Source organism: Pseudaquabacterium rugosum, from assembly GCF_038066575.1.
In the GTDB taxonomy this organism is placed as follows: Bacteria; Pseudomonadota; Gammaproteobacteria; order Burkholderiales; family Burkholderiaceae_C; genus Pseudaquabacterium; species Pseudaquabacterium rugosum.
Genome location: NZ_JBBUTF010000004.1, coordinates 148,868 through 166,966, shown reverse-complemented (window position 1 = coordinate 166,966; position 18,099 = coordinate 148,868). Strand labels below are relative to the sequence as shown.

Annotated in this window: 13 protein-coding genes; 5 read left to right on the top strand and 8 right to left on the bottom strand. The window is 73.0% G+C overall.

The annotated features are described in order from the left end of the window. Positions 1 to 104 precede the first annotated feature (104 nt). The 6 genes from ppk1 to AACH11_RS05020 form a co-directional block, all read right to left on the bottom strand. Complete coding sequence (gene ppk1, locus AACH11_RS05045) at positions 105 to 2,270, bottom strand: polyphosphate kinase 1 (protein WP_341373111.1); 2,166 nt, start codon at positions 2,268 to 2,270, stop codon at positions 105 to 107. 58 nt (positions 2,271 to 2,328) lie between these two features. Continuing rightward, entirely contained in the window at positions 2,329 to 3,408 is a 1,080-nt protein-coding gene (gene mnmH, locus AACH11_RS05040) for a tRNA 2-selenouridine(34) synthase MnmH (protein ID WP_341373110.1), read from the bottom strand. Positions 3,409 to 3,484: 76 nt separating this feature from the next. Beyond that, a complete protein-coding gene (locus tag AACH11_RS05035) occupies positions 3,485 to 4,423 on the bottom strand; it encodes a PhnE/PtxC family ABC transporter permease (RefSeq protein WP_341373109.1) in 939 nt (312 codons plus the stop codon). Continuing rightward, a complete protein-coding gene (locus AACH11_RS05030) occupies positions 4,420 to 5,277 on the bottom strand; it encodes a PhnE/PtxC family ABC transporter permease (RefSeq protein ID WP_341373108.1) in 858 nt (285 codons plus the stop codon). Before AACH11_RS05030 ends, AACH11_RS05035 begins: the two co-directional genes overlap by 4 nt. Before the next feature lie 59 nt (positions 5,278 to 5,336). Further along, positions 5,337 to 6,167 (bottom strand): phosphonate ABC transporter ATP-binding protein, encoded by an 831-nt coding sequence (locus AACH11_RS05025; RefSeq protein ID WP_423228697.1) that lies wholly within the window; start codon positions 6,165 to 6,167, stop codon positions 5,337 to 5,339. A gap of 28 nt (positions 6,168 to 6,195) precedes the next feature. Next, complete coding sequence (locus tag AACH11_RS05020) at positions 6,196 to 7,083, bottom strand: putative selenate ABC transporter substrate-binding protein (RefSeq protein WP_341373106.1); 888 nt, start codon at positions 7,081 to 7,083, stop codon at positions 6,196 to 6,198. Positions 7,084 to 7,328: 245 nt separating this feature from the next. Here AACH11_RS05020 and selD point away from each other — a divergent pair, with 245 nt between their 5' ends. Further along, complete coding sequence (gene selD / locus AACH11_RS05015) at positions 7,329 to 8,432, top strand: selenide, water dikinase SelD (RefSeq protein ID WP_341373105.1); 1,104 nt, start codon at positions 7,329 to 7,331, stop codon at positions 8,430 to 8,432. Between the two features lie 48 nt (positions 8,433 to 8,480). Here the strand turns inward: selD and polA are convergent, their stop codons facing one another. Further along, complete coding sequence (polA, locus tag AACH11_RS05010) at positions 8,481 to 11,393, bottom strand: DNA polymerase I (protein WP_341373104.1); 2,913 nt, start codon at positions 11,391 to 11,393, stop codon at positions 8,481 to 8,483. A gap of 147 nt (positions 11,394 to 11,540) precedes the next feature. On the opposite strand from polA, the gene AACH11_RS05005 reads away from it, so the two are divergent. The 4 genes from AACH11_RS05005 to AACH11_RS04990 all read left to right on the top strand — a co-directional run bounded on the left by AACH11_RS05005 (position 11,541) and on the right by AACH11_RS04990 (position 17,003). Further along, the gene (locus tag AACH11_RS05005) at positions 11,541 to 11,954 is read left to right on the top strand and encodes a hypothetical protein (protein ID WP_341373103.1); all 414 of its coding nucleotides are present in this window, start codon (positions 11,541 to 11,543) and stop codon (positions 11,952 to 11,954) included. Between the two features lie 79 nt (positions 11,955 to 12,033). Next, on the top strand, positions 12,034 to 13,023 hold the full coding sequence (locus AACH11_RS05000) for a homoserine kinase (protein WP_341373102.1): 990 nt from the start codon (positions 12,034 to 12,036) through the stop codon (positions 13,021 to 13,023). A 137-nt stretch (positions 13,024 to 13,160) separates the two neighbouring features. Next, positions 13,161 to 14,021 carry a BPSS1780 family membrane protein gene (locus AACH11_RS04995; RefSeq protein ID WP_341373101.1) on the top strand — a complete coding sequence of 287 codons (861 nt, stop codon included), beginning with the start codon at positions 13,161 to 13,163 and terminating at the stop codon, positions 14,019 to 14,021. Between the two features lie 105 nt (positions 14,022 to 14,126). After that, positions 14,127 to 17,003, top strand: a complete 2,877-nt coding sequence (locus AACH11_RS04990) for a valine--tRNA ligase (protein WP_341373100.1) — start codon at positions 14,127 to 14,129, stop codon at positions 17,001 to 17,003. Here the strand turns inward: AACH11_RS04990 and AACH11_RS04985 are convergent. Then, positions 16,948 to 18,054 (bottom strand): NAD(P)-dependent oxidoreductase, encoded by a 1,107-nt coding sequence (locus tag AACH11_RS04985; RefSeq protein ID WP_341373099.1) that lies wholly within the window; start codon positions 18,052 to 18,054, stop codon positions 16,948 to 16,950. The two genes, AACH11_RS04990 and AACH11_RS04985, sit on opposite strands and share 56 nt — an antisense overlap. Positions 18,055 to 18,099 lie beyond the last annotated feature (45 nt).

Sequence of the window (18,099 nt, the reverse complement as noted above, 5' to 3'; positions counted from 1 at the left end):
TCGGTCCGCAGCGCGTCGAGCGCCGCCCAGATCACGCCCGCGGAGCGCGGGCGCTGCAGTGTCGATCCGGCGCATGACAGGCGCTTTGCGGCGCCTGCCGGGGGTCAGCGCAGGGGCCGCGTCATGTAGCGCGCCGCCAACGCCTGCTGGGCCCCCGGACCATCGGCGGCCACCGGCAGATAGCGTCCGTCGGACTGCTGGCACCAGGCGTCGCGTGCATCGTGCAGATAGGGCACCAGGCATTCGTCGATCACCCGCTGGCGCAGCCGCGCATCACGCACCGGCCAGGCCAGCTCGATGCGGCGGAACATGTTGCGCCCCATCCAGTCGGCCGAGCTCAGGTAGAGCGCCTCGTCGTCATCGTGCTCGCCCCAGCGGAAATACAGCACCCGGGTGTGCTCGAGGTAGCGCCCGACGATCGAACGCACGCGGACGCGCTCGGTCAGGCCGACCAGGCCCGGCGGCAGCAGGCAGGCGCCGCGCACGATCAGGTCGACCTCGGCCCCGGCACGGGCCGCGCGCACCAGCGCGTGGATCATCGCCGGATCGGTCAGCGCGTTGACCTTGACGACGATGCGGGCCGGCCGGCCGTCGCGCGCGGCCTCGGCCACCTGCTCCATCAGACCGATCAGGCGCCGGTGCAGCACGAAAGGCGCGGTCAGCAGCAGGCGCGGCGTGCGCACGCGGGTCAGGCAGGTCAGCTGATGGAAGACGGCGTCGGCATCGGCCGTCAGGGCCTCGTCGGCGGTCAGCATGCCGATGTCGGTGTACAGCCGCGCGGTCTTCGGGTTGTAGTTGCCGGTCGACAGATGCGCATAACGACGCAGTTGAACGGCGCCGCGCCGGCTGGTCTCGCGTCGGGTGACCAGCATCAGCTTGGCATGGGTCTTGAAGCCGACGATGCCGTAGACCACCTGCACGCCGACCGCCTCCAGCCGCTCGGCCCAGTTGATGTTGGCCTCCTCGTCGAAGCGGGCCTTGAGCTCGACCACGGCGGTGACCTCCTTGCCACGGCGCGCGGCCTCGATCAGCAGGTCCATCAGCTCGGACTTCTCGCCGGTGCGGTAGATGGTCTGCTTGATGGCCAGCACATCCGGATCCTCGACCGCCTCGCGCAGGAAGGCGACCACCGGATCGAAGCTCTCGAACGGGTGGTGCAGCAGCACGTCGCCGTGCTCGCGCAGGTGGCGCAGGATCGAGCGGCCGCGCGGCAGCCGCCGCTCGGGCCAGGCCGGATCCTGCGGCGCGAAGCGCAGCGCGGGCGCCTCGACCTGGTCGATCATCTGGACCATGCGCACCAGGTTGACCGGGCCGTTGACGCGGTAGAGCGCGGCCTCGGGCAGGCGGAACTGTTCGAGCAGGAAGCGCCACAGCGCCTCGGGACAGGTGGCCACCACCTCGAGCCGGATCGCGTCGCCGTAGTGGCGCGTGGTCAGGCCGCGGCGCAGCGCCTGGCGCAGGTTGGAGACATCGCCCTCGTCGACCTCGAGATCGGAGTCGCGGGTGACGCGGAACTGCGAGAAGGCCTCGACCGGGCGGCCGCCGAACAGCTCCTCCAGATGGGCGCGGATCACGCTGGACAGCAGGACGAAGGCCTGCGTGCCGGCCGGCACCAGGGCGTCCGGCAGCTTGATCAGCCGCGGCAGCGCACGGGGCACCTTGACGATGGCGATGTGGCCGCCACCGGCCTTGCTGCGGCCGAAGGCGTCGCGACCGCCCAGGCGGACGATGAAGTTCAGCGACTTGTTGGCCACCAGCGGAAACGGATGGGCCGGATCCAGCCCCACGGGCACCAGCAGCGGCTGCACCTGGCGGTGGAAGAAGTCGGCCACCCAGGCGCGCTGGCCGGCATCACGCTCGGCGTGGTTCAGGATGACGATGCCCTGGCGCTTGAGGGCCGGCATCACGGCCTCGTTGAACTCGCGATAGACGTCGTCGATCAGCGCATGGGCCTCGTGCACCACGCCGCGCAGCGCGTCGCGCTGCGGATCGCCGGCGCCCGCCTCCTGCGCGTCGCGCATGGCCTCCAGGGCATCGGCGAAGCGGACCTCGAAGAACTCGTCCATGTTGGACGAGACGATGGTGATGTAGCGCAGCCGCTCCAGCAACGGCACGTCGGCGCGTACGGCCTGGGCCAGCACGCGGCGGTTGAAGGCGAGGATCGCCTGTTCCCGATCGAGCAGCCGCAGGCCACCCACTTTCCCTGTCAGCGATGCCTCTGCCGCCTCTTCCTCAGGGGAGGCGGCGGACACGGATTCTTGCCATTTCATGCCTTCAGTCTATGAAAGCGCGGTGTCCGTTTGATGACACCCCCATGGATCACCGCGGTCACGGACCGGACGACGGCGGGGCGGCCCGCATCCACGCCACCGCCGCGGCATCGAAATCCGACTGCGCGCTGGAGGCCACCGCGATCTCCGGCGCATCGGCCAGCGCGCCGAAATGGCGGCGGGTCGAGCGGTCGTAGAGCGGGTCGTAGTGCTCGGCCATCAGCAGCGCGAAGCACTCGGCCCAGCGGCCGGCACGGGCCAGCGCCTGCCAACGGCCGACCGTCTCGCGGCCACGCAGCTCGATCAGGCCGTCGAGCACGCTGCAGAAGGCCTCGGGCTGGGTGAACCACTGGGCATAGTCCTCCAGCAGCAGGCGCACCCGCTCGGGGTCGGACAGCCGCACCTGCACGCAGCGGCCGCGCGCCTGCATGTGCGCGAGCAGGGGCTCGGGCACGCGCAGCACGCCGATCTTCGCGCTCTCGTTCTCGACCCAGACCGGGCGCGCCGGATCGAAGCCACGCAGCGCCTGCCACAGCCGCGTCTCGAAGCCCTTCTGCGTGGGCTGGGGCTGATCCTGGACGGCGCCCAGCACCGAGCCGCGGTGACAGGCCAGCGCCTCCAGATCCAGCACCTGCTCGCCCTGGCGCGCCAGCGCCTGCAGCAGCCGCGTCTTGCCGCTGCCGGTGCGCCCGCACAGCACGGTGAAGGACAGCGCCTGCGACAGCGGCGCCAGCTGCTCGCGCACGACGGCGCGGAAGGCCTTGTAGCCGCCCTGCAGCTGCGCGGTGCGGAAGCCGATCTGCGACAGGAACCAGGCCAGCGAGCCCGAGCGCTGGCCGCCGCGCCAGCAGTAGACCAGCGGCCGCCAGTCCTTGGGCAGGCCGGACATCTCGCGGTCGAGGTGATCGGCGATGTTGCGCGCGACCATGGCCGCGCCGATCTTGCGCGCCTCCAGCGCCGAGACCTGGACGTAGGTGGTGCCGACGATGATGCGCTGCTCGTTGTCCAGCACCGGCCAGTTGACGGCGCCGGGCAGATGGTCCTCGGCGAATTCGGCCGGCGAGCGGGCGTCGATGATGGCGCCGTAGCCGGCATAGGCGGCGAGTGCGGCCGGCGCAGGAATCGGATGCAGGGACATGGGGCGCGAGCATAACGGCGGCCCGGGCGCGAGTTCCGGCGACCGCGGCGGCCGTCCGGCCGGCTTCGGCCGTCCCTCAGCGCGTCAACCAGCGCCGCAGCGCCACGCTGGCGGCATCGACCAGCAGCACCAGCACCACCATCGCCCCGATCAGCGTGGCGGTCTTGCCCATGTGGAACAGGCCCATGTGGAAGGCCAGCAGCTGGCCCAGGCCGCCGGCACCGACCACGCCCAGCACGGTGGCGGCGCGGATGTTGTTCTCCCAGCGGTAGAGGGTGTAGCTCGCCAGCTGCGGCAGCACCTGCGGACCGGTGGCCCAGGCGAAGGTGCGCAGCCGGTCCACGCCCTGGGCGCGCAGCGCCTGGGCCGGGCCCGGCGGCACGTTCTCGATCGCCTCGGCGAACAGCCGGCCCAGCACGCCGGTGGTGTGGGCGGCCAGCGCCAGCGTGCCGGCGAAGGGCCCGAGGCCGGCGCTGACCAGCAGCAGCGCGGCCCAGACCAGCTCGGGCACCGAGCGCATCGCGTTGAGCAGCCAGCGCGTGGCGGTGCGCAGCACGGCCGCGGCGTCGATGCGCGGCCGCAGGCGGGCGGCAAGGCCGCCCCCGTCAGACCGGTCGGCCCGCTCGGCCCGGTCGGCATCCCGGACGGCCGACGGCCTCCGCAGCTCGCCCGGCAGGCGCGCGGCCGGCAGGGCCAGCGCCAGCGCGGCCACCGCGGCCAGCAGCGTGCCGAGCGCCGACATGGCCAGCGTCTCGACGGTGGCCCGCACGACGCGGCCGAGGAACACCGGATCGGTGTCCGGCGGCACGAACTCGCGCAGGAAGCGGCCCATGCTGGCCAGCGCGTCGGGCGAGGCGAACTCGGCCCAGCGCAGGTCCAGCGAGGCGAAGCTGGCCACCACCAGCGCGACGACGGCCAGCGCGAACCAGCTGCCGCGCCGGCGCAGATCGAACAGCGGCGGTGGCAGGCGCCAGGGCGGATTGGCCGCGGTGCGCGGTCGCTGGACCGCGCTCATCCGAGCGCCCTGCGCAGTCCGGCGCTGACCCGGTCGGCCAGCGCCACCAGGGCGACGAAGACCGCCAGCATCGTCAGCACCTCGCCGCCGGCCAGCATCTTCATCGAGGCGTCCATCTGCTGGCCCAGGCCGCCGGCACCGACGAAGCCCAGCACCACCGAGCTGCGGATCGCGCACTCCCAGCGGTAGACGGTGTAGCTGGCCAGCTCGGCCGCGTTCTGCGGCAGCAGCCCGTAGACGAAGGCCTGCAGCCGGCCGCAGCCGTTGCGCAGCAACGCCTGGGTGACCTGGGCATCGCCGCTTTCCAGGATCTCGGCGTAGACCTTGCCCAGCATGCCGGCATAGGTCAGCGCGATGGCGAAGACCCCGGCGGCCGGCCCGAGGCCGACCACGCGCACGAAGACCAGCGCCCAGACCAGCTCCGGCACGCTGCGCAGCACCACCAGCAGCGCCCGCAGCGCGGCGCGCGCCACGACCGCCTCCGGCGCCATGCGGCCCGCCAGGGCGGACAGCGACAGGGCGCGGGTCGACAGCAGCGTCAGCGGCACGGCGGCGACGAAGCCGAGGGTCATGCCGGCGGTGGCCATGGCCACCGTGCGCCAGGCCTCGCGCGCGACCAGCCCGAGGAAGTCCGACGCATGGGCCGGCGGCCAGAAGCTGGCCAGGAACTGGCCGCTGACCGCCAGCGCACGCTCGTCGAACAGCGTCCAGGGCCGGAACTCGGTGGCCACCGCCAGCGGCCACAGCACGACGAGTGCGGCCAGCGCCACGCCCAGACGGGCGCGCCAGGCGGGATCGCGGTCCGGCGGCCGGCGCCAGGCGATGGCCGCCGGCACGCCCGCGCCCGCGCCCACGTCAACGGACGCCGGCCCCGCGACCCTGGCGCCCCCCCCGCGGGAGGATCCGGCCGCGCTCATCGGCAGTGCATGACGACGGGCCGCGGCCCGTCGGGCGGCACGTCGTCGACCGGCGGTGTGGCCTGCAGCTCGTGCTCATGACGGGCATACAGGCGCTGCAACCGCTCGGGCGTGACCTCGGCGGCTGGCAGGTCGAACACCAGCGCGCCATCGCGCAGGCCGACGATGCGGGGAAAGTGGGCCAGCGCCAGATCGACCTGGTGCAGGCTGGCCACCAGCGTGGCGCCCTGCTCGCGCGCGGCGCCGCACAGCGTGTGCAGCGCCTGCACCGCGCGCGACGGATCGAGCGCCGACAGCGGCTCGTCGACCAGCCACAGCCCGGCCGGCGCCAGCAGCACCCGGGCCAGGCCCACGCGCTGGCGCTCGCCGCCGGACAGGCGGTCGACCCGCTCGAACAGCTTGTCGCCGAGGTCGAAGCGCTCCAGCGCCTGCCAGGCGGCGGGGATGTCGTGCGGCCAGACCAGCGAGGCCAGGCTGGCCCACAGGCCGAGCGCCGGCAGCCGCCCGGCCAGCACCGCGGTGACCACGCGCTGGCGCGGGGGCAGTGGCGGCACCTGCGGCGCCAGCACCAGGCGTCCGCGCAGGCGCTGCAGACCGCGGCGCGGCAGCGCCCAGGGATCGAGCCCGTCGATGCGCAGCGCGCCGGCGGACGGTGGCAGCGCGGCGGCGGCGGCCTGCAGCAGCGTGGTCTTGCCCGCACCGGAAGGGCCGATGACGGCCAGCTGCTCGCCGGCGGCCACCCGCAGGCCGAGCCCGCGCAGGGCGGGCGCCGCGCCGCGGCGGGCGGCCGGATGGCGCGCCGACAGCGTCTGCAGTTCGAGCGCCAGGCCCGGAGCCGACGACATGCTCAGAGGCTCAGAGCAGGCCGGCGCTCTTGGCCGCGGCCTCGATGCCCTTGTAGTTGGCGGCCTGGGTCGGCACGAAGCGCGTCGCCCGCTGCAGCGCCAGGATCTCCTGGCCCTCGGCCGTGTCCTTGCCCAGCGTCAGGAAGGCCTGGGACAGCTTCTCGCGCAGCGCGGCCGGCATGTCGGCATGCACCGTCCAGTTGTAGTCGTAGTACGGCGGGGTCGTGTAGAAGACGCGCACCTTGGACAGGTCGACCTTCTTCTCGGCCACGAACTTGTCCCAGACCGAGATGTTCAGCGCACCGGCCTGCACCTTGCCCGCGGCCACGGCGGCGATCGTCGCGTCGTGCGCGCCGCTGTAGGCGACGCGGCGGAAATCGCTCTCGGGGTTGAGGCCGGCCTGCAGCAGGAAGCTGCGCGGCATCAGGTGGCCCGAGGTCGAGCTCTGCGAGCCGAAGCTCACGTCCTTGCCCTTGAGGTCGGCCAGCGTCCTGATCGCCGCATCGGTGGTGATGAAGACCGAGCGGAACTTCTCGTCCTCCTCGCGCTGCACCAGCGGGATCACCTTGCCGCCCGAGCGCACATGGGCCTGCACGAAGGTGAAGCCGCCGAACCAGGCCAGATCGACCTTCCTGTTGACCAGCGCCTCGACCGAGGCGGCGTAGTCGGTCACCGGCGTGTACTCGACCTTCAGACCGAGCTTGCCCTCGAGGTACTTCATCAGCGGCGCCGCCTTGCGGGCCAGCTCGGTCGGCGACTCGTCGGGGATGGCGGTCACGCGCAGCACGCCGCCGGACTGGGCCTGCGCCAGGCCGGTGGCCAGCAGCGCGCTGGCGCCGGCCACACCCAGCAGGGCACGACGGGAGACGGTGGACGACGGAGCGGACGAGCGTTTCATGGCGGGCGGGACGAAGCGGTGGGACGGTGCCGGGAACGGGCCGGACCGCCGCTGCCCCGGTGACAAGGCCGGCACTCTACCCTGAGTGCGGCAAGGCCCGCGTGACACGGGCCGCGCCGCGGGCACCGGGTGGCGGCACGGCTGCGCCGGGTGGTGACACGGCTGCGCCGGCCGGTGGCACCGCTGCGTCGGCCGGCGCGGGGCCGGCCCACGCCCGGGCGCGCCGGCTATGCTTGCGCCCGACCATGACCGATACCGCGACCCCCTTCCCGAACGCCCCCGCCCCGTCGACCCCGCCGGCCGAGCCGCGGCTGACCTCGCTCTCGCACGGCGGCGGCTGCGGCTGCAAGATCGCCCCGGGCGTGCTGTCGGAGATCCTGCGCCAGGGCCAGGCGGCGATGCCGCTGCCGCCCGAGCTGATGGTGGGCATCGAGACCGCCGACGACGCCGCCGTCTACCGCCTGAACGACGAGCAGGCGCTGGTGGCCACCACCGATTTCTTCATGCCGGTGGTCGACGACCCCTACGACTTCGGCCGCATCGCCGCCACCAACGCGCTGAGCGACGTCTACGCGATGGGCGGCCGGCCCATCCTGGCGCTGGCCCTGGTCGGCATGCCGATCAACGTGCTGTCGACGGCCACCATCGGCCGCATCCTCGAAGGCGGTGCAGCGGTCTGCCGGGCGGCCGGCATCCCGGTGGCCGGCGGCCACACCATCGATTCGGTCGAGGCCATCTACGGCCTGGTCGCGCTCGGTCTGGTCCATCCGTCGCGGGTGCGGCGCAATGCCGATGCACGACCGGGCGACGTGCTGGTGCTGGGCAAGCCGCTGGGCGTGGGCGTGCTGAGCGCGGCGCTGAAGAAGGGCCGGCTGGACGCCGCCGGCTACGCCGCGATGATCGACAGCACCACGCGGCTGAACACGCCGGGCCCGGCGCTGGCCGCGCTCGACGGCGTGCACGCGATCACCGACGTCACCGGCTTCGGCCTGGCCGGCCATGCGCTGGAGATGGCCCGCGGCGCCGGCTGCGACATCCGGCTGCGCTGGGCCGACGTGCCGCTGCTGCCGGGCGTGCGCGCGCTGGCCGAGGCCGGCCACGTCACCGGCGCCTCGGGCCGCAACTGGGCCGGCTACGGCGCCGAGGTGGCGCTGCCCGCAGCCTGGGCCGCGCCCGACCAGGCCCTGCTGACCGACCCGCAGACCAGCGGCGGCCTGCTGGTGGCCTGCTCGCCCGAGACGGCCCCGGCCGTGCTGCGCATCTTCCGCGACGAGGGCTTCGCGCAGGCCGCCGTCATCGGCGAGGTGCGGCCGGCGGCCGGCGGCGCGGGGCGGCTGCAGCTGGGCTGACGGGGCCGAGGCCGGGCGGCGGGCCGGACCGCCGCCATCCTCACCACGTCAGTGCGCCTGGTCCCAGTCCGGCCCGACGCCGACCTCGGCCAGCAGCGGCACCGACAGCTGCGCGACGCAGGCCATCAGCCGCGGCAGCGCCTCGCGCACCCAGTCCAGCTCGTCCGCGGGCACCTCCAGCACCAGTTCGTCATGCACCTGCATGACCATCGCGCTGCGGCGGCCCTCGCGGTCGAGCGTGTCCTGCACCGCGATCATGGCCAGCTTGATCAGGTCGGCCGCCGTGCCCTGCATCGGCGCGTTGATCGCCTGGCGCTCGGCGCCGGCGCGGCGCGGACCGTTGCCGCCACGGATCTCCGGCAGCGTGATGCGGCGGCCGAACAGCGTCTCGACATGGCCGGTCTCGACCGCCCGCGCCCGCGTCTCGTCCATGTAGCGCTTGACGCCGGCGAAACGGTCGAAATAGCGGTCGATGAAGGCCTTGGCCGTCTTCTGCTCGATGCCCAGCGACTGCGCCAGGCCGAAGGCGCCCATGCCGTAGATCAGCCCGAAGTTGATGGTCTTGGCATAACGGCGCTGATCAGGCGTCACCGCATCGAGCGCGACGTTGAAGACCTCGGCGGCGGTCGCCCGGTGCACGTCCAGGCCCTCGGCGAAGGCGCGGGTCAGGCCCGGATCGCCGCTGATGTGGGCCATGATGCGCAGCTCGATCTGGCTGTAGTCGGCCGACACCAGCACATTGCCCGGCGGCGCGATGAAGGCCTCGCGCACGCGCCGGCCCTCGGGCGTGCGGATCGGGATGTTCTGCAGATTGGGATCGTTGCTGGAGAGCCGGCCGGTGACGGCCACGGCCTGCGCATAGTTGGTGTGCACGCGGCCGGTGGACGGGTTGATCATGCCCGGCAGCTTGTCGGTGTAGGTGCCCTTCAGCTTGGCCAGGCTGCGGTGCTCGAGGATGCGCGCGGGCAGCGGGTAGTCGGCCGCCAGCTCCTGCAGCACCTCCTCGTCGGTGCTGGGCGCGCCGGTGGCGGTCTTCTTCTTCACCGGCAGGCCGAGCTTGCCGAACAGCACCTCGCCGATCTGCTTGGGCGAGCCCATGTTGAAGGGCTGGCCGGCGATGTCGTAGGCCTCGCGCTCCAGGTCCATCATGCGCTGGGCCAGCTGGTTGCTCTGGCGCAGCAGCACGGCCGGATCGATCAGCACGCCCTTGCGCTCGATGCGCTGCAGGATGGCGCTGACCGGCAGCTCGATGTCGGCATAGACGCGCTGCAGGCCGGGCTCGGCGGCGATCTGCGGCGCCATCACCTGGTGCACGTGCAGCGTCATCTCGCTGTCCTCGCCGCTGTAGGTGGTCGCGCGCTCGATGTCGACCTGGGCGAAGGGGATCTGGCTGGCGCCCTTGCCGCACAGCTGCTCGTAGGTCAGGCCGCTGCGGCCGAGGTGGCGCTCGGCCAGCTTGTCCAGCGCGTGGCCGAGGTGGGCTTCCAGCACATAACTTTCCAGCAGCGTGTCATGCGCCCAGCCCCGCACGCGGATGCCGTGGTTCTCGAGGACGTGGGTGTCGTACTTGACGTTCTGGCCGACCTTGGGCGCGGCCGCGTCCTCCAGCCAGGGCCGCAGCGCGGCCAGCACCTCGTCGAGCGGCAGCTGTTCTGGCGCGCCGGGATAGTCGTGGCCCAGCGGCACGTAGGCCGCCTCACCCGGCATGACGGCGAAACTGATGCCCACGATGCGCGCGCGCATCGGGTCCAGCGAATCGGTCTCGGTGTCGAGGGCGGCCAGCGGCGCGGCCCGCAGGCGGTCGATCCAGGCGACCAGCGCCTCGCGGGTGAACACCGTCTCGTAGCGGCGGGCCAGCGGCTGGGCGGTGGCTTGCGCACTGGCCGGGCCATGGGCGACGGCGGCCTCGCCCACGGCGGCCAGGGCCGGGGCCGCGCCTGCGCTGCCGGCCGGGGCGATCGGCGCGGCCGCGGCCGCCACCACCGGACCGCCGAACAGATCGCTCTGGCCGCCCGGCGCCGTCGACGGCACCGCCACCTGGGCACCGACGCCCAGCCGCGTCTCCAGCTCCTTGCGCCAGCTGCGGAAGCCGTAGCGGCCGTAGAAATCGAGCAGGCCGGCCTCGTCGACCGGCTGCAGCGCCAGCGCGTCGATCACCGGCCAGCCGGCGACGTGCTCGGCCAGATCGCAGTCGCAGCGCACGGTGATCAGGCGTCGGCCCTGCGGCAGCCAGTCGAGGGCCGCGCGCAGGTTCTCGCCGGTCACGCCCTTGATCTGGCCGGCGGCGGCCATCACGCCGTCCAGGCTGCCGTGCTCGCCCAGCCACTTGACGGCCGTCTTCGGGCCGACCTTGGCCACGCCGGGCACGTTGTCGACGGTGTCGCCGATCAAGGTCAGGTAATCGACGATGCGCTCGGGCGGCACGCCGAACTTGGCCAGCACGCCGGGGATGTCCAGGCGCTCGTCGGTCATCGTGTTGATGAGCGTGATGCGCTCGGTGACCAGCTGGGCCAGGTCCTTGTCGCCGGTCGAGATCACCACCGCGTGGCCGGCGGCCGCGCCCACGCGCGCCAGCGTGCCGATGGCGTCATCGGCCTCGATGCCGGGCACCTGCAGCACCGGCCAGCCCAGCAGCTTGACCACCTCGTGGATCGGCGCGATCTGGGTGCGCAGGTCATCGGGCATCGGCGCGCGCTGGGCCTTGTACTCGGGGTACCAGTCGTCGCGGAAGGTCTTGCCGGGGGCGTCGAACACGCAGGCCGCATGGTGGCGCCGGGCCTGCGGGCTGGCCGGCTCGTCGCGGCCCAGCTCCTGGTCGCGCAGGCGACGCATCATCGCCACCATGCCGTGGATGGCGCCGATCGGGAAGCCGTCGGGCCCGCGCAGATCGGGCATCGCGTGGTAGGCGCGGTACAGGTAGCTGGAGCCGTCGACCAGCAGCAGGGTGTTCTCGTCACTCATGGCGGGGATTGTGGCGGCAACGGCCGGCGGCGCCGGCGGCCGCACCGGGTCGCCGGGTCGCCCCGGCCCGCCGGGCGTGTCGCATCCGGGCCAGCCGGTGTCGCCCGCACCCGGGCCGGGCGCCGACCCGGCCGCTAAACTGATGTGATGTCCGTCCTGCCTGACCGTCCGCACGACCGAGCCGCCGCGCGCGCCGCCCCGCCCACCGGCCACGGCGAGCACCGGCCCGCCCGGCCCGGCGCGCGGGCCTTTGCCTCCGCCGGCACCACCTCCGCCAGCGCCGGCGCCGCCCTCGCCAGCCTGGCCCTCGCCCTGCTCGGCGGCTGCAGCCTGCTGCAGCCCGAGGCCGGCCGCCGCGATCCGGCCGTCGAACAGCTGCGCAGCGACGACGATCTGGCCCGCATCGAGGCCACCCGCGTGCGCGGCCAGACCGGCGCCGTCACCGTCACGCCGCACGCGGCCAGCGCCCCGGCCTACCAGGTGCTGCCGCCCGGCACCGGTGACGCCAGCCAGCGGCGCGGCGCCGAAGGCCAGCGCGTCTGGCCGGTGCTGCAGTTCTGAGGCGGCGCCGCCCGCCGTCACCCGCAGGGCCTCGTGCCGCGCCCCTGATCTACCCGTCCGTCCAGCCGCCTTCCGTCCCATGGCCGTCTTCACCCCCGTCACCCCCGAACAGGCCAGTGCCCTGACCACCGCGCTGGGCCTGGGCCCCGCCCATGGGCTCGAACCGATCCGCAGCGGCATCGAGAACACCAACTACTTCGTCGACACCGCCGGTGCGCGCTGGGTGCTGACGCTGTTCGAGCGCCTGTCGGCCGACGAGCTGCCCTACTACCTGGCGCTGATGGACCACCTGGCGCAGCGCGGCCTGCCGGTGCCCGCACCGCGCGCCGACGCCGACGGACAGCGGGTGCACGCGCTGTGCGGCAAGCCCGCCGCGCTGGTCAGCCGCCTGCCCGGCGCCGGCCTGGACGCGCCGGACCTGCACCACTGCGCCCAGCTCGGCCAGGTGCTGGCCCGCCTGCACCGCGGGGTCGAGGACTTCCCGCTGCGCCAGCCCAATCTGCGCGGCCTGCCCTGGTGGATCCGCACCCGCGACGCGCTGCAGCCCTTCCTGTCGGCCGACCAGGCCACCCTGCTCGACGAGGAACTGGACTTCCAGCGCTCGCTGGCCGCCAGCGCCGCCCATGCGGCCCTGCCCCGCGGCGCCGTGCACTGCGACCTGTTCCGCGACAACACGCTGTTCGACGGTCTGGCCGGCCACGAGAAGCTGACCGCCGTCTACGACTTCTACTTCGCCGGCGACGAGCCCTTCATCTACGACCTGGCGGTGGCGATCAACGACTGGTGCCTGGCCGCCGACAGCCACGGCCTGGACGAGGCCCGCGCCGACGCCCTGGTGCAGGCCTACGAGACCGAACGCCCGCTCAGCCCGACCGAACGGCGCCTGCTGCCGGCGATGCTGCGCGCCGGCGCGCTGCGCTTCTGGCTGTCGCGCCTGGCCGACTGGCACCTGCCGCGCGACGCCGAGCTGCTGGCGCCCAAGCCGCCCGAGCACTTCGAGCGCGTGCTGCGCGACCGCCGCGAACGGCCCTGGCATCCGCAACCGCCGGCCGCGGCCGGCGCCGCCTGAGCGGCCCGGCGGCCGGCTCGGCGACCACAGCGGACACGAGAGCGGACAATGGTCGTCCGCGGTCCGGATGCACGGCACCCGCCCGAGCGGCGGCCTGCCGCCCCTGGACCTTCATCGAACGACCGACTCCTGAGACGATGGGACTGCCCCTGCTGACCGTCGCCCCGGCCCGGGGCCTGCGCTGGATCGCGCAGGGCTGGGCCCTGTGGCGCCGCCGACCGCTGAGCCTGACCGGCCTGCTGGCGGCCTTCCTGCTGCTGGCCATGCTGCTGGTCGGACTGGTGCCGCTGGCCGGCACCGCGCTGGCGCTGGCCCTCGTGCCCTCGCTCAGCCTGGGCTACATGGTGGCCGCCCGCAGCCTGCAGGCGGGCGGGCCGGTGCATGCCGGCCAGCTGTTCGCCGGGCTGCGCCACCCGCGGCCGGCACAGCGCCGCGCGCAGTGGCAGCTGGCCGGCGCCTACGCGCTGCTGTCGCTGGGCGTGATGCTGCTGAGCGACACGCTGGACGGCGGCCGGCTGCAGGCCGCGATGGCGGCCTCGGCCGACGAGGGCGCCGCCCTGCCCGACACCGACGCGCTGAACGACGACGGCGTGGCCGGCGCGCTGCTGCTGCGCCTGGGCCTGACGGCGCTGCTGGCCGTGCCCTTCTGGCACGCCCCGGCGCTGGTGCACTGGGGTGGCCAGGGCGCGCTGCAGGCGCTGTTCTCCAGCACGGTCGCGGTCTGGCGCGCGCGCCAGGCCTTCACGATCTACCTGCTGACCTGGGGCGCCCTCGTCGCCCTCGTCACCCCGCTGCTCGTGCTGCTGCTGCACGCGCTCGGCGGCGCCAGCCTGCCCAACCTGCTGATGCTGCCGCTGGCGCTGGTGATCTCGGCCGTCTTCTACGCCACGCTGTGGCCGAGCTACGTCGACTGCTTCGGCGAGCCCGGTGCCGCGGGCGCGACGTCCGCCACACCGACGGCCCCGGACAGCGACCCGCCCCCCGCGGACGGCGCCTGAGGCGCACCGTCCGGCGCGCACCCCCCTCCTACAATCCGGCGCTTTCCTTCCCGCGCATGGCCGACCGGCCGCGCGCGGCGTCACGACGCCCTCGCCCCGCCCGCCATGTCCGAACTGTCGAAGTCCTTCGAACCCGCCGCCATCGAGTCCCGCTGGGGCCCGTCGTGGGAGCGCGACGGCACCTACGTGCCGACGCTGGACGCCGCCAAGCCCTCGTTCTGCGTCCAGCTGCCGCCGCCCAACGTGACCGGCACGCTGCACATGGGCCACGCGTTCAACCAGACCATCATGGACTCGTTGACGCGCTACCACCGCATGTCCGGCCACAACACGCTGTGGGTGCCGGGCACCGACCATGCCGGCATCGCCACCCAGATCGTGGTCGAGCGCCAGCTGCAGGAACAGGGCATCAGCCGCCACGACCTGGGCCGCGAGGCCTTCACCGCCAAGGTCTGGGAATGGAAGGCCCAGTCGGGCAGCACCATCACCCGGCAGATGCGCCGCATGGGTGACTCGGTCAGCTGGGACCACGAGTACTTCACGATGGACGAGAAGCGCTCGACCATCGTCACCGACACCTTCTGCAAGCTCTATGACGAGGGCCTGATCTACCGCGGCAAGCGCCTGGTCAGCTGGGATCCGATCCTGAAGTCCGCCGTCTCCGACCTGGAGGTCGAGAGCGAGGAGGAGGACGGCTTCCTCTGGCACATCCGCTACGCACTGGCCGACGGCTCGGGCGAGCTGGTGGTGGCCACCACCCGTCCGGAGACGCTGCTGGGCGACACAGCGGTGATGGTGCACCCTGAGGACGAGCGCTATGCGGCCTTCATCGGCAAGCAGGTCAAGCTGCCGATCACCGGCCGCGAAGTGCCGGTGATCGCCGACGCCTACGTCGACAAGGACTTCGGCACCGGCGTGGTCAAGGTCACGCCCGCGCACGACACCAACGACTACCAGGTCGGCCTGCGCCACGACCTGCCGATGCTGACCATCTTCACGCTGGAGGCCAAGGTCGCCGGCGGCGAGCTGGGCGACGCGGCCGCCATCCCCGAGGCGCTGCGCGGCCTCGACCGCTTCGCAGCCCGCAAGCAGATCGTCGCCGCGCTCGACGCCGACGGCCTGCTGGTCGAGACCAAGAAGCACAAGCTGATGGTGCCGCGCTGCGCCCGCACCGGCCAGATCATCGAGCCGATGCTGACCGACCAGTGGTTCGTGGCCGTGACCAGGACCAGCCCGTCGACCGGCCGCTCGATCGCCCAGGGCGCGATCGAGGCGGTGGAATCGGGCGAGGTGCGCTTCGTGCCCGAGAACTGGGTCAACACCTACAACCAGTGGATGAAGAACCTCCAGGACTGGTGCATCTCGCGCCAGCTCTGGTGGGGCCACCAGATCCCGGCCTGGTACGGCGAGAACGGCGAGCTGTTCGTCGCCCGCAGCGAGGCCGAGGCGCGCGAGAAGGCGCAGGCCGCCGGTTATGTCGGCACGCTGACCCGCGATCCGGACGTGCTCGACACCTGGTACTCCAGCGCGCTGGTGCCCTTCAGCACCCTGGGCTGGCCCGAGAAGACGAAGGAACTCGACCTGTTCCTGCCCTCCAGCGTGCTGGTCACCGGCTACGACATCATCTTCTTCTGGGTCGCCCGGATGATCATGATGACCAAGCACTTCACCGGTCAGGTGCCGTTCAAGGACGTCTACATCCACGGTCTGGTGCTCGATGCCCAGGGCAAGAAGATGTCGAAGTCCGAGGGCAACGTGCTGGACCCGGTCGACCTGATCGACGGCATCGCCCTCGGCCCGCTGCTGGACAAGCGCACCACCGGCCTGCGCAAGCCCGAGACGGCGCCCAAGGTGCGCAAGGCCACCGAGAAGGAATTCCCCGAAGGCATCCCGGCCTACGGCGCCGACGCGCTGCGCTTCACCTTCGCGGCGATGGCCACCCTCGGCCGCTCGGTGAACTTCGACAGCAAGCGCTGCGAGGGCTACCGCAACTTCTGCAACAAGCTCTGGAACGCGACCAAGTTCGCGCTGATGAACACCGAGGGCCAGGACTGCGGCCTGGCCGAGCACGGCGCCGAGGCCTGCGCCAGCGGCGCCTACCTGCGCTTCAGCCCGGCCGACCGCTGGATCGCCAGCCGCCTGCAACGCGTCGAGCTGGCCGTGGCCGAGGGCTTCAAGGACTACCGCCTGGACAACGTGGCCCACGCGATCTACCAGTTCGTCTGGGACGAGTACTGCGACTGGTACCTGGAGATCGCCAAGGTGCAGCTGGCCCAGGCCCAGAAGACCGGTGACGAGGCCGCCGCGCGCGCCACCCGCCGCACGCTGATCCGCGTGCTGGAGACGGTGCTGCGCCTGCTGCACCCGATCGCGCCCTTCATCACCGCCGAGCTGTGGGCCACCGTCGCCCCGGTGGCCGGCCGCAAGGACCCGGCCAGCACCGAGACCCTGGCCTCCGTCGCCTACCCGGTGGCCCAGCCGGCCAAGATCGACGAGACCGCGGAGGCTTGGGTCGCGCGCCTGCAGGCGGTGGTCGCCACCTGCCGCAGCCTGCGCTCGGAGATGGGCCTGAGCCCGGCCGAGCGGGTGCCGCTGTTCATCGCCGGCGAGGCTGAGGACGCCACCTTCGCACGCGAGATCGCCCCGCTGCTGCAGGCACTGGCCAAGCTGGCGTCGGTCACCGTCTGCGACGACGAGGCCGCGTTCGCGCAGGCCAGCGCCACCTCGCCGGTGGCCGTGCAGGGCGGTCTGCGCCTGGCGCTGCAGGTCGAGGTCGACGTGGCCGCCGAGACCGCGCGCCTGGGCAAGGAGATCACCCGCATCGCGGGCGAGATCACGAAGGCCGAGGCCAAGCTGGGCAACGAGGGCTTCGTGGCACGCGCACCGGCGGCGGTGGTCGAGCAGGAACGCGCCCGCGTGGCCGAGTTCAGCCGGACCCTCGAGCGCCTGAAGGACCAGCTGCAGCGCCTGCAACCGGTCTGAGATCCGCCGGGGCCAGGCCCCGGTGCCCACCACCGGCGGCGGCCGACGCCGCGTCCGGCATCGCCGGACCGACGGCCGCACGCGAGGCGGCCATCCCCGGCATCCCGCCGACAGGGCCGGCGGCCACGGCCGGCGGCCGCGGCGTGATCAGTGCCGGCGCCAGGATGGCGTCGATCTGCCGCGCCACGGCCCAGGCCGCCCGCAGCCGGGACTCCCGGGTGATGCCCGCCAGGCGGGGCGTGACCTGGATGGTGTCGATCTGCTGCAGCGGCCGACCCGGCGTCATCCACTCGGGCAGCATGCAGTCGAACCAGGCCGTGGCCATGCGGCCGGTGGCCAGCACGTCGGCCAGCGCCTCTTCGTCGAACAGCGCCACCGGCGTCACGCACACCAGCACCTGGTTGGGCTTGCACAGCGACAGGTAGCGCTCACCGAGCAGGCCGTGGTAGCGGCTGTAGTAGGCGAGCATCACGCAGACGCTGTCGCAGCGGCTCATCAGCTCGCGCAGGCCCAGCGGCTCGATCTGCCAGTGGCGCCACAGCGGATCACTGGCATGCAGGGCCGGGTCGTAGCCGACCACCTGGGCGCCGAAGCCCAGCAGCAGACGCGCCAGCGGCTGCGCGGCCGAGGACAGGCCGACGAAGCCCACCGTCGAGCCGGCCAGCTCACGGCCGACCAGCAGGCCCTCGGAATTGACCACCGGCACCCGCCGCAGCATCTGCAGCAGTGCGCCGATCATGAATTCGGCCTCGGCCCGTGCGCTGGCGTCGTCCTGGCGGACCACCTCGACCCCGGCCCGGGCACAGGCCTCGAGGTCGATGTTGTCGATGCCACCGGACAAGCGCCCGACGACCTGCAGCATCGGCGCAGCCGCCAGCATGTCGGCGTCGAGCGCGACCTGTGGCGGAATGATGGCCGCGCGCGCGTTGCGCAGGGCCTGCCGCAGGCCCCAGGGATCGCGCGCCAGATCCGGCGCCTGACGCACCGGATGGCGTGCGGCCAGCCAGAGCATCACCTCCGGGTCCAGCGGCTCGGCAATCAGGAGCACCATGAGACAACCACCACGTTCTGATGCCCCTGCTGAAATATCGCCGTG

Excerpts from the sequence above, each read along its gene's own strand:
- AACH11_RS04985 (WP_341373099.1), bottom strand. The coding sequence starts at position 18,054 with ATGGTGCTCCTGATTGCCGAGCCGCTGGACCCGGAGGTGATGCTCTGG.
- AACH11_RS05000 (WP_341373102.1), top strand. The coding sequence starts at position 12,034 with ATGGCCGTCTTCACCCCCGTCACCCCCGAACAGGCCAGTGCCCTGACC.
- AACH11_RS05005 (WP_341373103.1), top strand. The coding sequence starts at position 11,541 with ATGTCCGTCCTGCCTGACCGTCCGCACGACCGAGCCGCCGCGCGCGCC.
- AACH11_RS04995 (WP_341373101.1), top strand. The coding sequence starts at position 13,161 with ATGGGACTGCCCCTGCTGACCGTCGCCCCGGCCCGGGGCCTGCGCTGG.
- ppk1 (WP_341373111.1), bottom strand. The coding sequence starts at position 2,270 with ATGAAATGGCAAGAATCCGTGTCCGCCGCCTCCCCTGAGGAAGAGGCG.
- AACH11_RS04990 (WP_341373100.1), top strand. The coding sequence starts at position 14,127 with ATGTCCGAACTGTCGAAGTCCTTCGAACCCGCCGCCATCGAGTCCCGC.
- AACH11_RS05020 (WP_341373106.1), bottom strand. The coding sequence starts at position 7,083 with ATGAAACGCTCGTCCGCTCCGTCGTCCACCGTCTCCCGTCGTGCCCTG.
- mnmH (WP_341373110.1), bottom strand. The coding sequence starts at position 3,408 with ATGTCCCTGCATCCGATTCCTGCGCCGGCCGCACTCGCCGCCTATGCC.
- AACH11_RS05035 (WP_341373109.1), bottom strand. The coding sequence starts at position 4,423 with ATGAGCGCGGTCCAGCGACCGCGCACCGCGGCCAATCCGCCCTGGCGC.
- polA (WP_341373104.1), bottom strand. The coding sequence starts at position 11,393 with ATGAGTGACGAGAACACCCTGCTGCTGGTCGACGGCTCCAGCTACCTG.
- selD (WP_341373105.1), top strand. The coding sequence starts at position 7,329 with ATGACCGATACCGCGACCCCCTTCCCGAACGCCCCCGCCCCGTCGACC.